The organism is Pseudomonas sp. 2995-3 (genome assembly GCF_002742565.1).
Taxonomy (GTDB): domain Bacteria; phylum Pseudomonadota; class Gammaproteobacteria; order Pseudomonadales; family Pseudomonadaceae; genus Aquipseudomonas; species Aquipseudomonas edaphica.
In genome coordinates this window covers 131616-145770 of record NZ_LJSB01000157.1, presented here as the reverse complement: position 1 = coordinate 145770, position 14155 = coordinate 131616, and the positions used below count along the sequence as shown (strand labels likewise).

The 14155-nt window shown below is 60.5% G+C and carries 13 protein-coding genes and 1 other RNA gene; 8 read left to right on the top strand and 6 right to left on the bottom strand.

The features are described from left to right. Positions 1–2 precede the first annotated feature (2 nt). The 3 genes from mraZ to rsmI all read right to left on the bottom strand — a co-directional run bounded on the left by mraZ (position 3) and on the right by rsmI (position 2169). Positions 3–458 (bottom strand): division/cell wall cluster transcriptional repressor MraZ, encoded by a 456-nt coding sequence (gene mraZ / locus AOA62_RS08310; RefSeq protein WP_003171868.1) that lies wholly within the window; start codon positions 456–458, stop codon positions 3–5. A 355-nt stretch (positions 459–813) separates the two neighbouring features. Further along, an RNA gene (rnpB, locus tag AOA62_RS08305) (RNase P RNA component class A) lies at positions 814–1167 on the bottom strand. A 96-nt stretch (positions 1168–1263) separates the two neighbouring features. Further along, a complete protein-coding gene (gene rsmI, locus AOA62_RS08300) occupies positions 1264–2169 on the bottom strand; it encodes a 16S rRNA (cytidine(1402)-2'-O)-methyltransferase (RefSeq protein ID WP_017138193.1) in 906 nt (301 codons plus the stop codon). A 165-nt stretch (positions 2170–2334) separates the two neighbouring features. Here rsmI and AOA62_RS08295 point away from each other — a divergent pair, with 165 nt between their 5' ends. The 4 genes from AOA62_RS08295 (at position 2335) to AOA62_RS08280 (ending at position 5781) form a co-directional block, all read left to right on the top strand. Next, on the top strand, positions 2335–4146 hold the full coding sequence (locus AOA62_RS08295) for a penicillin-binding protein activator (RefSeq protein WP_017138194.1): 1812 nt from the start codon (positions 2335–2337) through the stop codon (positions 4144–4146). After that, positions 4146–4517 (top strand): YraN family protein, encoded by a 372-nt coding sequence (locus AOA62_RS08290; protein ID WP_017138195.1) that lies wholly within the window; start codon positions 4146–4148, stop codon positions 4515–4517. The genes AOA62_RS08295 and AOA62_RS08290 overlap by 1 nt, the downstream gene beginning before the upstream one ends. Positions 4518–4609: 92 nt before the next feature. Next, positions 4610–5203: a phosphoheptose isomerase gene (locus tag AOA62_RS08285; RefSeq protein WP_007904374.1), complete on the top strand. Its 594-nt coding sequence runs from the start codon at positions 4610–4612 to the stop codon at positions 5201–5203. Then, on the top strand, positions 5200–5781 hold the full coding sequence (locus tag AOA62_RS08280) for a BON domain-containing protein (RefSeq protein WP_017138196.1): 582 nt from the start codon (positions 5200–5202) through the stop codon (positions 5779–5781). The genes AOA62_RS08285 and AOA62_RS08280 overlap by 4 nt, the downstream gene beginning before the upstream one ends. A gap of 68 nt (positions 5782–5849) precedes the next feature. Here AOA62_RS08280 and AOA62_RS08275 read toward each other — a convergent pair whose 3' ends face one another. Further along, on the bottom strand, positions 5850–6629 hold the full coding sequence (locus AOA62_RS08275; protein ID WP_017138197.1) for an OmpA family protein: 780 nt from the start codon (positions 6627–6629) through the stop codon (positions 5850–5852). A gap of 243 nt (positions 6630–6872) precedes the next feature. Next, on the bottom strand, positions 6873–7517 hold the full coding sequence (locus AOA62_RS08270) for an MBL fold metallo-hydrolase (RefSeq protein WP_017138198.1): 645 nt from the start codon (positions 7515–7517) through the stop codon (positions 6873–6875). Between the two features lie 136 nt (positions 7518–7653). Between AOA62_RS08270 and AOA62_RS08265 the strand changes: the two genes are divergently transcribed. From AOA62_RS08265 to AOA62_RS08250, 4 genes are read left to right on the top strand one after another with little or no spacing between them, the layout of a single operon-like run. Next, positions 7654–8244 (top strand): paraquat-inducible protein A, encoded by a 591-nt coding sequence (locus AOA62_RS08265; RefSeq protein WP_017138199.1) that lies wholly within the window; start codon positions 7654–7656, stop codon positions 8242–8244. After that, the gene (locus AOA62_RS08260) at positions 8241–8885 is read left to right on the top strand and encodes a paraquat-inducible protein A (RefSeq protein WP_017138200.1); all 645 of its coding nucleotides are present in this window, start codon (positions 8241–8243) and stop codon (positions 8883–8885) included. The genes AOA62_RS08265 and AOA62_RS08260 overlap by 4 nt, the downstream gene beginning before the upstream one ends. Then, on the top strand, positions 8866–10515 hold the full coding sequence (locus AOA62_RS08255; protein WP_017138201.1) for an intermembrane transport protein PqiB: 1650 nt from the start codon (positions 8866–8868) through the stop codon (positions 10513–10515). Before AOA62_RS08260 ends, AOA62_RS08255 begins: the two co-directional genes overlap by 20 nt. 14 nt (positions 10516–10529) lie before the next feature. Continuing rightward, positions 10530–11090, top strand: coding sequence for a membrane integrity-associated transporter subunit PqiC (locus tag AOA62_RS08250; protein WP_017138202.1), 561 nt, complete (start codon positions 10530–10532; stop codon positions 11088–11090). 153 nt (positions 11091–11243) lie between these two features. Here the strand turns inward: AOA62_RS08250 and AOA62_RS08245 are convergent, their stop codons facing one another. Next, entirely contained in the window at positions 11244–13973 is a 2730-nt protein-coding gene (locus AOA62_RS08245) for a LuxR C-terminal-related transcriptional regulator (protein ID WP_099548408.1), read from the bottom strand. Positions 13974–14155: the final 182 nt, after the last annotated feature.

Here is a 14155-nt window from a genome sequence, read left to right as displayed (position 1 = left end):
AGTCACAGGATCAAATCACGCAGTTCATCAGGCATAGCGCCCGGTTGTTGAATAGCAGCCAGGTCTGCTGCAGAAACAGCATCCCAGGCATCTTCGTCCCACAATTGGAACTTGTTCAGCTGGCCCACCAGCATTGCGCGCTTATCCAGCTTGGCGTACTCGCGCAAGCGCGGCGGCACCAGGAAACGACCACTGCCATCGAGTTCAAGGTCGACGGCATTACCGATCAGCAGACGCTGCAGGCGGCGGTTTTCTTCACGCAATGAAGGCAGAGCGCGCAACTTGGTTTCGATCAACTCCCACTCATCGAGGGGGTAAACACACAAACAAGGGTCAACGGCGTCAATCGTGATGATTAACTGGCCTGAACTTCGCGAAATGAGCTCGTCACGATACCGGCTCGGCATGGCGAGACGGCCTTTTGCATCGAGACTGATAGCGTTAGCTCCGCGAAACACAGATGCGTTTCTCCAAATTTTAGCGTTTTACGTTCAAAAAACCCACTTTGTGCCACTTTCCGCCACTTGCGCACACTATAGGAATGCGCCCACCACACCGTCAAGGCGCGGATTCAAGGAAAAGCCTTACAGAACGGAGATTTAGGAACGTAAAAGGAGGAGAAACGCGAGTTTGGCGATGTTTTTGACTCAGCAACCGCAAATAGCTCATGGAGCTACGGCTTAAAGTTAAAGTAATTTATTAAGAGTAAGATTTTTTTGGTATTACGAAGATGCATCTGCCAATGATTTGGCAGGGAGGGATTCTTGCGTTACTACCGGTTTTCTGCCCGAGATTCGGGCAGAAGGAAAAAAGGTGGAGAGTCGATCTGTAAGCCGGGTTCTGTCTTGAACAGTCATTCGTCTACGATGGCCATCACTGGACATCTTTAGCAACCTACCCGGTCCCAGCGCGGGCCACGCCTTGGGACCCTATTTGGTCTTGCTCCAAGTGGGGTTTACCTAGCCACGAACTGTTGCCAGTCGTGCGGTGCGCTCTTACCGCACCTTTTCACCCTTACCGGCACCGAAGTGCTTAGGCGGTTATTTTCTGTGGCACTTTCCGTAGGCTCACGCCTCCCAGGCATTACCTGGCACTTCGCCCTATGGAGCCCGGACTTTCCTCCCCCCCCTAATTTTCATAGAGGGCAGCGACTGTCCAATCGACTCTCCGCCGCGCAGGTTAACGGCACGACGGCTTGAGGACAAGTATTAAAAGTGCAGCAATGCCATCACGTTCGGACGGGATACCGGCGTAACCCCGGAACTATTCGGCTTTCTGCTTATCCAGCGCGACTTGATACAGCACGTTCTTACGCAAGCCGGTAATTTCAGCCGCCAGGGCTGCCGCACGCTTCAGGGGCATTTCCTTAAGCAGCAGATCCAGGATGCGCATAGCCTCGCTGCCCACCGCGTCTTCATTTTCCGGTGCGGTCCAGCCGGCCACCAGCACCACGCACTCACCGCGCTGCTGGTTGCTGTCGCCCTCAACGAACGCACGCAGCTCTTCCAACGGCAAGCCTTTGAGGGTCTCGAAGGTTTTGGTCAGCTCCCGAGCCAACAGCGCCAGGCGTTCGCCGCCGAACACCAGCTCCATGTCCTGCAAGCACTCGAGAATGCGGTGCGGCGCCTCGTAAAAGATCAACGTACGCGGCTCTTCCTTTAACGCTTGCAGTCGCGCACGGCGCCCAACCGCCTTGGCGGGCAGGAAACCTTCGAAGATAAAACGGTCCGACGGCAACCCGGCGGCCGATAATGCCGCAATCAGCGCGCACGCTCCCGGAACTGGCACTACATTGATACCAGCGGCACGCGCCTGGCGAACCAGGTGATAGCCAGGGTCGGAAATCAACGGAGTGCCGGCATCCGAGATCAACGCCACATCGTCACCCGCCAGCAAGCGCGTGATAAAACGGCTGCCTTCTTCTCGCTCGTTATGCTCATGGCACGCGGCTAATGGCGTGCTGATGCCAAAATGCTGCATCAAACGCTGGGAGTGCCGCGTGTCTTCCGCCGCGATCAATTTTACGTCACGCAACACTTTCAGCGCCCGAGCACTGATGTCGTCCAGGTTGCCAATGGGCGTCGCCACGACAAAAAGCGAGCCTGCAGTGGAATTCAAAGGACCTGGAGCAGTCAAAACGCACACCTCGATGGTAAGGAAAAGTCGCATTGTAGCGCGTAGGCGCCTCGATAATATGCCCTCGAGGTCGGCCATCGATGCCGGCTCGCAACATTTACACGACCTAAATCGATGGTTTCACGCCAGTAACATCGCGCCTGGGCCAGTGCTTGGGTACAATTCCACGCTAATTTGATCGGTATCAGGAACACTTACATGATCGCTTGCCTGCGGCTGCTCTCCGCCCTCTGCCTCGCTGCCTTACTGGCCGCGTGCGCCAGCTCGCCCTCGTCCAGCCTTGGCGACCTCCCCCGGACCCCGGATGCCAGTATCGAGCAACTGCTCGAACAGGCCACCAAGGCCAGTACGCCAGAAAAGGCCGCGATGCTGCGCCTGAGTGCGGCAGACCTGGCCTACCACCAGAACAACCCTGGCCGCTCGTCGCAGATTCTTGCGCAGGTGCCCCTGGATGTCCTGAAGCCGGCCGCACAAGTCTTTGCCAGCACCCTGGCCGCGGAACTGGCCATGGCGCGCAACCAACCCAAAGCGGCTCTGGCCGCCCTGAACCACCCCAGCCTGCAAAGCCTGAAGGAGCTGCCGACTGACCAGCAGATCCGTACCGGCACCGTGCATGCTCGCGCCTATGAAGCCGATGGCCAGACTATGGCTGCCGCGCGTGAGCGGGTGGCCATGGCCCCGTTGCTGACGGGTGATGCCGCCAAGAGCAACCACGAAGCCATCTGGGCGCTGGTCGCCGCGCTGCCTGCAGAGCAACTGCAAGCCAGCGGCAACCCGACCCTCGACGGCTGGATCACCCTGGCCCAGGCAATCAAAGGCGCCGGCACCCTGGAACAACAGCAAGCCGCCATTGATACCTGGCGCGCGCAGAACCCAGGCCACCCGGCGGCAGTCAACCTGCCGACCCCGCTGACCAAGCTCAAGGAGCTGGCCAGCCAGCCGCTGACCAAAATCGCGTTGCTGCTGCCGCAGGAAGGCCCTTTGGCGGCGGTCGGCAAGGCGCTGCGCGAAGGCTTCATGGCGGCGCACTTCCAGGCTGAACAAGCCGGGCAGAAGCCGCCGGTGATCGAGTTCTATGACAGCTCGCGCCTGACCTCCCTCGACGACTTCTACGCCAAGGCCCAGGCTGCCGGCGTGCAACTGGTAGTCGGCCCGCTGGAGAAACCACTGGTCAAGCAGCTCGCCTCCCGCGGGCAATTGCCGATCACCACCCTGGGCCTGAACTACAGCGAACTTAACGAAAACCCGCCGCAACTGTTCCAGTTCGGCCTGGCCGCTGAAGACGAAGCCCGCGAAGTCTCGCGTCGCGCCCGTGCCGACGGCCTGCACCGCGCCGCCGCCATGGTGCCGCGTGGCGAATGGGGTGAGCGCGTCTATAAAGCCTTCCGTCAGGACTGGGAAGCCAACGGCGGCACCGTGGTTGGCGTTGAGTACGTCGATCAGCCGGTGGCCCTCGCCCAGCAGATTGCTGACCTGTTCCAACTGCGTAAAAGCGAAGGCCGCGCCAAGAGCCTGCAAAGCACCGTCGGCACCGACGTCGCCGCGCAACCTTCGCGCCGCCAGGACATCGAGTTCATCTTCCTGGCTGTGACGCCGCAACTGGCCCAGCAGATCAAACCGACACTTAACTTCCAGTACGCCGGTGATGTACCTGTGTATGCGACGTCCCACGTGTTCAGCGCCAGCGGCGACAAAAACCAGTACCTGGACATGACCAACGTGATGTTCTGCGAAACCCCGTGGCTGCTCAACACCACCGACCCGCTGCGCAACCAGGTTGCCGCGCAATGGCCACAGGCCAATGGCAGCCTTGGCCGCCTGTATGCGATGGGCGTGGACGCCTACCGCCTGGCACCGCGCCTGGGCCAACTCAAGGCATTGCCGGACACTCGCGTTGACGGCCTGTCGGGCAACCTGGGTATCGGCGCCTACCAGCGTGTTGACCGCCAGATGCCATGGGCGAAGTTCGTCGGCGGCGAGATTCAACGCCTGCCGGACACCCCGCGCTGATGCTCGAGCGGTCCAGCGCACAAAGCGGCAAGGACGCCGAACTGCAAGCTCTGAACTATCTGCAACAACAGGGTCTGCGCCTTCTGGCGCAGAACTGGTTATGTAAACGCGGTGAGCTTGATCTGGTCATGCTTGACGGCGATACAGTAGTATTCGTCGAAGTCCGCTACAGAAAACACGCACAATGGGGTGGCGCGCTCGCCAGTATCGATGGGCGCAAGCGTCAGAAGCTGATACTCGCCGCGCAGTTTTTCCTGCAAAAAGAGCATCGCTGGGCTGACAGCCCCTGCCGTTTCGATGTGGTTGCCATGGAAAGCACACCGGCAGGCCCAGCTGATTTGAACTGGCTCAAGAATGCCTTCGACAGCTGATTGCCCGGATATCTTCACCACACACTTTTGCTCTTTGCTTTGCGGGCTGCACATTTCTGTGCCAAACAGCCGCGCTACTTAAGGTCACACAGATGGACATGCAATCCCGAATTCGCCAGCTTTTCCAGGCCAGCATCGACACCAAGCAACAGGCGATGGACGTACTTGCACCGCACATCGAGCAAGCCAGTCAGGTCATGGTCAATGCCTTGCTCAACGAGGGCAAAATGCTTTCGTGCGGCAACGGCGGTTCGGCCGGTGATGCCCAGCACTTTTCCTCCGAGCTGCTCAACCGCTTCGAGCGCGAGCGTCCGAGCCTGCCGGCCATCGCGCTGACCACCGACTCGTCGACGATCACTTCGATCGCCAACGACTACAGCTACAACGAAATCTTCTCCAAGCAGATACGCGCCCTGGGCCAACCCGGCGATGTGTTGCTGGCTATTTCTACCAGCGGCAACTCGGCGAACATTATTCAAGCGATCCAGGCCGCACATGACCGCGAAATGATTGTCGTAGCCTTGACCGGGCGCGACGGCGGCGGCATGGCCTCACTGTTATTGCCTGAGGACGTGGAGATCCGTGTCCCGGCCAACGTCACTGCACGCATTCAAGAAGTCCACCTGCTGGCGATCCACTGCCTGTGCGATCTGATCGACAGCCAACTGTTCGGGAGTGAAGAATGACCGTTAACCGCCTCAGCCTTTTGGCCATTACGCTGTGCCTCGCCATCAGCGGCTGCAGCACGGCAATCACTGCGACACGCGACACACCCATTCAGGATGACCGGGGCACACGCACTTTTGGCAGCACCATCGACGATTCGCTGATAGAAACCAAGGTCAAGGTCAACGTCGCCAAGGCCGCTACCGACCTGGGCAACGGCGCCTCGCGCATTGTGGTCACCAGCTTCAACGGCGTGGTACTGCTGGCCGGGCAGACGCCGCGTGCCGACCTCAAGGCCCAGGCCGAACAAGCCGCCTCGACGGTCCAGCGGGTCAAGAAGGTCCACAACGAGCTGCAGGTCATGGACCCGATCACCCTGCTGGCCATCAGCAACGATGCGCTGCTGACCACCAAGATCAAGGCGCAGATGCTCACCGACAGCGGTGTACCCGGCTCGCGCATCAAGATCGTCACCGATAATGGCATCGTCTACATGATGGGCCTGCTGACCCAGGCAGAAGCCACCCGTGCCGCCAACCTGGTACAGGGCGTGTCCGGCGTGCAGAAGATCGTGAAAGTGTTCGAATACATCGACTGATGTAATCGCCAGCCACAAAAAAGGGCGCCGTGCATTGACTGCACGGCGCCCTTTTTATTGCCCAGGGTTTACTGGTATTGCTGGTACGGGTTGCCCTGGAACTGGTTGTTCTGCTGCGGCGCCTGTTGTTGCTGCTGTTGACCAGGCTGGCCGTATTGCTGGCCGGGGATCGGGCCGAGGTTAACTTCTACACGACGGTTCTGGGCACGGCCATTCACATCGGCGTTGCTGGCAATCGGGTTATCCGGGCCGGCACCGCGGGCGCTCAGGTTGGTCGGGCTGACGCCTTGAGAGGTCAGGTAGTTGGCCACGCTCTGGGCACGACGCTGGGACAGGTCCATGTTCAACTGGCGGCTGCCCGTGCTGTCGGTGTAGCCGACAATCTGGATGGTGTTCTGGTTGAACTGCTTGAGGGAGTTGGCCAGGTTGTTGAGCGGCTGGTAAAAACTGCTGGCGATGGCGTCGGAGTTGGTCGCGAAGGTAATGTTACCCGGCATGATCAACTTGATCTGGTCGCCCTGGCGCTGCACTTCAACACCGGTGTTGGCCATGCTTTCGCGCAGTTTCTTTTCCTGCTGGTCGGCGTAGTAGCCATAACCGGCGGCGCCCAGGCCTGCAATAGCACCACCGATCAGTGCGCCCTTGCCACGGTTGTTATGGTCGATGGCAGCACCCGCCAGCGCACCGGCCAGAGCACCCAGGCCGCCGTATTTGGCGGTTTTGCTGATACCCCCTTCGGAACCGTTGCTGGCCTGTCCCTGGCTGCCGCCATAAGGATTAGGTGAAGCGCAGCCGGACAACAGGGCTACGGCGGTAGCGACAACAAGCAGACGACGCGGAGTGAACATGAAGGGAGCTCCTACTTTTGCATTCTGTGGTGCAGAGGACATTGGCAATCGACCTGTGCGGAGTTTGGAACGCGACAAACGGTAAAAATTCCGTGGCCACGTCCCGAGCCAGAACAAAATACTGGCCCCTATCACCGCCAGGGAAACCGTAGCAGACGCAGGCTGAACGCGACCTGCGTTTTTTGCTACTGCGGTGCTTGAGAGAGAACAGCGCCCGCCCAGGAATTATTTCCAGGCGTACCCTCAAGCCCGCACAAACGGGTTCTCGCGCATCTCATCACCCAAACAGGTGTCCGGCCCATGCCCTGTCACCACGGTCGCGCCCTCATCCAGGGTGTACAACCGCTGCTTGATCGAGCGCACGATAGTCGCCTGGTCGCCACCCCACAGGTCGGTACGCCCCACGCCGCGCTTGAACAAGGTATCGCCGGCGATCAGCAGCTTGGCATCGGCAAACCAGAAGCTCATCGAACCCGGTGTGTGCCCCGGCGTATGCAGCGCCACCCCACAACCACACGCCAACTCCTCGTCGTCCTCCAGCCAGCGGTCCGGCGACGGCACCGGCGTGTAGGGCACACGAAACATCTGGCATTGCATTTCCAGGTTATCCCAAAGAAATTGGTCTTCTTTGTGCAAATGCAGCGTGGCGCCGGTCTTCTCTTTCAACTGGCCGGACGCCAGGAAGTGATCCAAGTGGGCGTGGGTGTGGATAATGCTCACCACCTTGAGGCCCAGCGCATCAAGGCGCGCAAGGATCAGCTCGTGATTGCCGCCCGGGTCGACCACAATGGCTTTTTTGCTGATCGGATCGCCAATGATGGTGCAGTTGCACTGCAAAGGGCCGACGGGGAAGGTTTCGCGGATCAGCACGGGTTTTTCGATATTCATGGGCGTTCCTGCAAGCTCTATGGCACATTCCAGGCGCAGTATGGTGGAGCTTGCTGCGGATTCGAAGGGCATCAGCTGCTAAGCTACTCCAGCGCCATGGAACCCGCACCGCAGCGTCGCATTTGGAGCAAGACGTATGGCCAATCCTCGGATCATCTGCGAACACTGCGATTGCGTGTACGAAAAGGTCACGCTCGCCAAACATCAAAAAGCCCTGTGCACCCGTTGCGCGGGCGTGTTGCAGCGCTACAACGGTTTGTCGGTGCAACAGCGCCTCGCGCTCACCGTTACCGCAGCCGTGTTGTGGACCTTTGCCAATTTCTATCCGGTGATGAGCATCAGCCTCAAAGGCTTGAAAAACAGCGCGACCCTGTGGGACTCGGTGGTCGCGCTGAGCCTGGGGCCGATCACTTTTATTGCGCTGGTCGCGGCGATCTCGATCATCATCGCGCCGGTGTTTCAGTTGCTCTTGCTGATGTGGGTGCTGAGTTTCGCCCTGGCCGGCAAGCGCTCGCCAGCGTTCAAACTGTGCATGCGCTGGCTGGAAGCGCTGAGGCCGTGGAGCATGCTCGAAGTCTGCCTGCTGGGCGCCATGGTTGCGGTGTTCAAGCTGGCCGGCATGCTCGACGTGATCCCCGGCACCGGCCTGTTCGCCCTCGCCGCCCTCGCCTTGCTGCTGATCCGCATCGCCGGGCGTGACGTACGCGACTTGTGGGACGCCGTATGAACTCACCACCGACCGCCCGTGAACTCAACCTGTGCCTGTGCCACACCTGCGGCCAGCCGTGCGACATGCGCGACGAACCCAGCGAGTGCGAGCGCTGCGGCGCGCCGCTGCATCGGCGCAAACTCCACTCGCTGACCCGCACCTGGGCCTACATGCTCACGGCACTGGCGTTTTATATCCCGGCGAATTTATTGCCGGTGATGAACACCACCCTGCTTGGTTCCGGCGCGGACAGCACCATCATGAGCGGCGTGCTGGAGTTCTGGCAGCATGGTGCCTGGGACATTGCCCTGATCATTTTCATTGCCAGCATTGCGGTGCCGGGTATCAAGTTTCTCTCGCTGACCCTGCTGCTGGTCACCGTGCAGCGCAACAGCCTGTGGGCGCGCAAGGAGCGCTCGAAGCTGTTTCGGTTTGTCGAGCTGATCGGCTACTGGTCCATGCTCGATGTGATTGTGGTCGCGCTGGTGGCCGCGCTGGTCAAGTTCCAGGCGCTGGGCACCATCGAGCCGCGCCTGGGCATTTTGTTTTTTGGTCTGGTGGTGGTGTTCACCATGCTCGCGGCGATGAGTTTCGACCCGCGCCTGATCTGGGAAAACCCACACAACGAGGAGATCTCGGATGAGTTCACGCAACACTGACACCCCCGCCGGCTCACCGGCGATCAAGACGCGGCGCTTCAGCGTTTCGCTGGTGTGGATCGTGCCGATCGTGGCGGTGCTGGTGGGCATCTCGCTGGTGGTACACAGCGTGCTGCAACAGGGGCCTATCATCGTCCTCAACTTCAAGACCGGCAACGGCCTGGTCGCCAATAAAACCGAAGTCAAATACCGCAACGTGGTGATCGGCCAAGTCTCGGATGTGGCCTTGAGCGATGACCAGAAAAGCGTCAACGCCACCATCAAGTTGGCCAAGCAGGCGGAAAGCTTCACCCGTGAAGACTCCAAGTTCTGGGTGGTGCGCCCGCGCATCGGTGCCGGTGGCGTGTCGGGCATCGATACCCTGCTGTCCGGTGACTATATCGGTGCCGATATCGGCCAATCCGATACCCGCGCCAAACAGTTCAAGGGCCTGGAAAACCCGCCGCCCATCACCTATGGCGAGCCGGGCAAACGCTTCACGTTGCATACCCAGGGCCTGGGCTCCCTGGATATCGGCTCGCCGGTGTACTACCGCAAGATCCCGGTGGGCCAGGTAGTGGCCTACGAGCTGGATGACGATGGCAAGGGCGTGAAGATCGAGGTTTTCGTGCATGCGCCCAATGATGTGTACGTCACCGAAAACACGCGGTTCTGGAATGCCAGCGGCATTGACCTGAGCGTCGGCGCCAATGGTTTCGCGCTGAAAACCGAGTCCTTGTCATCGATGTTGGCCGGCGGCATCGCATTCCAGGCACCGCCCTACAGCCCCAACGACAAACCGGCCAGCGAAGATCACACCTATGAACTGTTCGACGACCAGCAAAGCGCCCTCGCCCCGCCCAACGGTCAAGGGCAATACATGGCGCTGCGTTTTGATCAGGCATTGCGTGGGCTCAAGGTCGGCGCGCCGGTGGAATTTCTTGGGGTCGAGTTCGGCAAAGTGGTGTCGATCAACCTGGACTTCGATGCCAAAAAACGCAGTTTCCCGATCAACGTCGGCATCGTTATTTACCCGCAATTGCTCGGTGAAGCCAACACCAAGCTGCTCAAGGCCACCAACCATGACCCTAACGATGAAGCAGGCGGCGTGCGCCTGATCGGCACCTTTATCGAAAACGGCCTGCGCGCTCAGGCCCGCAGCGGCAACCTGCTGACCGGCCAGCTGTACATCGCCCTGGATTTTTTCCCGAAAGCCGACAAAGTCACGTTTGACCCGAACCTGCGCCCGGTCAACATTCCGACCATCCCCGGCAATCTGGAACAGTTGCAGGAGAAACTCGAAGGCATCGTCAACAAGGTCAACCAACTGCCGATGGAGCGCATCGCCGGCAACCTCGACGGCAGCCTGGTTGAGCTGCGCAAAAGCCTTGCCCAGTTCAACGCCAAGACCCTGCCTGGCGTGCAGAGCACCCTGGGCGACGTGAGCAAGACCTTGCAGTCGGCCAACTCAACCCTGGCCGAAGACTCGCCGCAACGTGAACAACTGACCCAGACCCTGGATGAACTGGCGCGTATGTCGCGCTCCTTGCGCGAACTGTCGGACTACCTGGGCCGGCATCCGGAATCGCTGATTCGCGGTCGCCCTGACAACGCCGCGCCAACAGACCTGCAAGGGCCGCCGCGCAAATGACCATTGGAGCCGCCATGACCTTTCCCTTGAAACTTACCCTGGTCGCCGCGCTGGTGCTGCTCGCGGCCTGTCGCAGTGAGCCGATTGCGTTCCACACTCTCACCCCGGTGCACTGGAATAACAGCACTCAGGCACAGGCCAGCGATATCCGCATTGAAAGCATCAGCGTGCCGCCCCAGGTCGACCGCGCACAAATCGTGATTCGCCAGGGCGACAGTGGCGTGGCGATCCTTGAAACCCAATGGTGGGCCGCAACCCTGGCCGATGAGCTGAAAAGCGCGCTGGTGGATCAACTGGCCAACAGTCACGCCCGGCAGCCCCTGTCGTTGCGCGTTGAAGTGCAGCGATTCGACTCGGTGCCGGGCCAATACGCACTGCTCGATGTGCGCTGGCGCCTGCGGTCCACAAGCGGAGGAGATGCCGCACCGCTGACTTGCCGTACCACCTTGCAGACACCCGCAGGCCCGAGCATTGACGACCTGGTGGTGGCGCATCAGAACAACCTCAAGCGTTTTGCCGCGTTGGTCAGCAAAACCGCCGACACGTCGCTGAAAGCGTGCCCGACTGCGCCGTAGCGAGACAGTCAGACCAGTGTGGGAGCTGGCTTGCCTGCGATAGCATCACCTAAGTTTGACTGATAGACCGAGGTGCCTGCATCGCAGGCAAGCCAGCTCCCACATAAGCCAGCTCCCACACACACCAGCTTCTACAGGAAAGCTGGCCCATTATCAGGCCAGCAGCCCCATCGACTTGGCACGGGCCACCGCTTGAGTCCGGCGCTCTACACCCAGTTTGCTGTTGATATGGCTGGCGTGGGTTTTCACCGTGTGCAGGGAGATAAACAACTGATTGCTGATTTCCTGGTTCGAACACCCCTGGGCGATCAGTTGCAGCACCGCCAGTTCGCGGACGCTGAGGGTTTCCTGGCCGGACGGTACTTGGGCGTCAGCAACAACCGGCAACAGCACCAACAAACTCTGGTTCAGCAAGCCATGAGCCTCCCGGCCAAGCTGCTCACGCATCCAGTCCGGATAACTCTCCAGCAGCCGCTGAAAGGGTTGCAACGCCCCACCGGCGCCCGCCTCAAGGGCGCGGGCCAATACTTGCCGGGCCTGGTCTTGCTGCCCACACTCCAGCAGCAACTGCACCTGCTGGGTCAGGGCCATTAGGGCAATCATTTGCCGCCCACTGTTATGCGCTTGCTGAGCCAGCTCCTCGAGGCGTTGCAACGCGGCGGCCGGCTGATGACGGGTGGCGTCCAGCGCAGCCTGTTGCAGCTCGATATGTTGTGGCAAGTGCGGGTGAAATTCCGGCGCTGCTGCTGCGTGTTCACCGTTGTAGGTTTGCCCCAGCCGGGTCAACCAGGCATCTGCCAAGTCAGTGCGGCCTTGAGCCAGCCACAGCTCGCATTTGATCAGGGTGATCATCGCCAGGTAGTAGATCGGCGGCACATCCCAGATGTGCATCAAGCGCTCAGCTTCGGCAAGCTCGGCAAACGCTGTGGGAAAGTCCCCACGGCGCCCTTCAAAGCTGGCAATTACACAATGCCCGATCAGCACGCTGATATCCCGGCAGGCGCGGGCTTCGTTCAGACCCGCGCGTAAACGGACAAGGCCGGCCTCGGGCTGATAGCGCACCAGCAGCAGATAGCCCTCGTACAGCGACAACCGCGCGCGCACCGCGTACAGCCGCTGCGGCGCCAAGCCATGCAGACGTTGCAGCCCCTGGCGCACTTCGTCCAGGGAACGCAGGATTTCGCCCCGCGCCTGCAACACCCGCGCGCGATCGTAATGGGCCAACGCCTCGAACAGCGGGTTACCGACGCGCTGCGCCAGCTCCAGGGATTCGCGATTCAGGCCACGGGCACGCCACAGGTCGGCATCGACGATTGCCAGGTTTGAGAGGGTCGACAGGCACATCAGGCGCTGGCCGTAACGTTTTTGCGGCAAGCTTTCCAACGCCTCGCTGCAGTAGCGCAGGGTCGACTCACGATCGCCTCGGCCTCGAGCGATAATCCCGCTCAGCGCCAGCCACTGTGCCAGCATCGACTTTTGCGCAGTGGCCGACGGTGCCGGCAGGAAGCGGCTGAGGTAGCCGGACAGTTCTTCGGCCGCATCCAGTTGGCAGGCCAGCCCCAATGCCCAACTGTAGAGCACGATCAAACGCGGCGTGCTGATCAGCAGGCTGTCGGGCAAGTCCATCTTCCAGCGCAGCAGCATGCCGACGTTCTGTTCGGCCAGCAGTTGCTCCTCCGACAGGTTCTGCACCAGGTTCGCCGCCACATCCAGGTGGCCGGCGCGCAACGCCTGTTCCACCGCTTCATCGATCAAGCCCTGGGTGTTGAACCAGCGGCAGGCACGCAGGTGCAGGCTGGCAATCGGCACGGTGGCACTGCTCGCACGGCGGGTACGCAGCAGGTCGGAAAACAGATGGTGGTAGCGATACCAGTGGCCCTGCTCATCGAGCGGCACCAGAAACACTTGGTGGGCCTGTAAATAACCGAGGATGTGCGCGCTGTCGTGGGCTTCGCGCACGGCGTCGCACAGCTCACTGCAAAAACGATCCTGAGGCGCAGTGTCGTAGAGGAAGGCTTGAACTTCTGCTGGCAGGCAATCAATGACTTCTTCGAGCAAGTAGTCGCGGATCAGCCCTTCGCCACCGTGCAAATGTTGTGGCAACGCGGCCTCATTGCCGGCTTCGGAAAGGGCCAGCAACCAGAAGCGCAGGCCAGCCACCCAGCCCTCGCTGCGACGAATCAGGTTGTCGAGGGCTTCGCCGCGCAACGAGCTGCTGTGCCTATCGAGTACGGCCAGCGATTCGTCGTGGGTCAGGCGCAGGTCTTGTTCGTGCAGCTCCAGCAGGTGGCGCGAGAGTCGCAGCCGCGCCAGGTGCCAGTCCGGGCGCTGGCGGCTGGTGACCAAAACCAGCAGCCCATCGGGTAAATGATTGAGGAAAAATTGCAGGCAGCGATCCAGCACCGGGCCTTGGGCCAGATGGTAGTCATCCAGCACCAGCAGCAAGGGCGCATGTGTGGACAGGTGCAACGTCAGCTCGTCGAGCAAGCCGTCGAGCCATTCTTCAAAGGCAAAGGGTTGGTGACGCTGACGCATTTTCAGCAGGCCCAGGGATTGGGCGCCGAGTTGCGGGAAGTATTGCTGCAAGCCGTCGAGCAAGCGCTCAAGGAAGCGGCCGGGGTCGTTATCCCGTGGGCTCAGGCCCAGCCACAGGCTTTGCCAATGCGCCGGCAGACTCTGACAAAACTCCACCGCCAACGAACTCTTGCCGAACCCGGCCGGGGCGCTCACCAGCAACAGTCGTCCCGCAAGGCCAGCACTCAGGCGTTCGCACAGGCGAGGGCGCAGCACGTAGCCGTCAGGCAGCGGTGGCCTGTAGAAACGCGCTTCCAGGGTCGGAATCACCGCGCTCGCAGGCCCTTGGATTCGGGACAGATCAGTCATCGCCGGGCTCTTGTAGAAGGCTGTTGTCGGCATTGCAGATGTCCGCAGACTAGCGGTAAAAGCGGCGGGTTTGTAGATCTTTGCGGCATTTGCCTGAAAAAGAACTGCGACAAAAAATATCCCCACATAAAAAAGCCCCGAACCAGTCGGGGCTTCACGCTGAGGGTGCGGCCTCAGTTAAA

What these genes read in the sequence shown, in the direction of transcription:
- AOA62_RS08295 (WP_017138194.1), top strand. Translation starts at nt 2,335, where the DNA reads ATGATCGCTTGCCTGCGGCTGCTCTCCGCCCTCTGCCTCGCTGCCTTA.
- AOA62_RS08270 (WP_017138198.1), bottom strand. Translation starts at nt 7,517, where the DNA reads ATGAATATCGAAAAACCCGTGCTGATCCGCGAAACCTTCCCCGTCGGC.
- AOA62_RS08285 (WP_007904374.1), top strand. Translation starts at nt 4,610, where the DNA reads ATGGACATGCAATCCCGAATTCGCCAGCTTTTCCAGGCCAGCATCGAC.
- AOA62_RS08265 (WP_017138199.1), top strand. Translation starts at nt 7,654, where the DNA reads ATGGCCAATCCTCGGATCATCTGCGAACACTGCGATTGCGTGTACGAA.
- AOA62_RS08250 (WP_017138202.1), top strand. Translation starts at nt 10,530, where the DNA reads ATGACCTTTCCCTTGAAACTTACCCTGGTCGCCGCGCTGGTGCTGCTC.
- AOA62_RS08275 (WP_017138197.1), bottom strand. Translation starts at nt 6,629, where the DNA reads ATGTTCACTCCGCGTCGTCTGCTTGTTGTCGCTACCGCCGTAGCCCTG.
- rsmI (WP_017138193.1), bottom strand. Translation starts at nt 2,169, where the DNA reads ATGCGACTTTTCCTTACCATCGAGGTGTGCGTTTTGACTGCTCCAGGT.
- AOA62_RS08290 (WP_017138195.1), top strand. Translation starts at nt 4,146, where the DNA reads ATGCTCGAGCGGTCCAGCGCACAAAGCGGCAAGGACGCCGAACTGCAA.
- AOA62_RS08255 (WP_017138201.1), top strand. Translation starts at nt 8,866, where the DNA reads ATGAGTTCACGCAACACTGACACCCCCGCCGGCTCACCGGCGATCAAG.
- AOA62_RS08280 (WP_017138196.1), top strand. Translation starts at nt 5,200, where the DNA reads ATGACCGTTAACCGCCTCAGCCTTTTGGCCATTACGCTGTGCCTCGCC.
- AOA62_RS08260 (WP_017138200.1), top strand. Translation starts at nt 8,241, where the DNA reads ATGAACTCACCACCGACCGCCCGTGAACTCAACCTGTGCCTGTGCCAC.
- AOA62_RS08245 (WP_099548408.1), bottom strand. Translation starts at nt 13,973, where the DNA reads ATGACTGATCTGTCCCGAATCCAAGGGCCTGCGAGCGCGGTGATTCCG.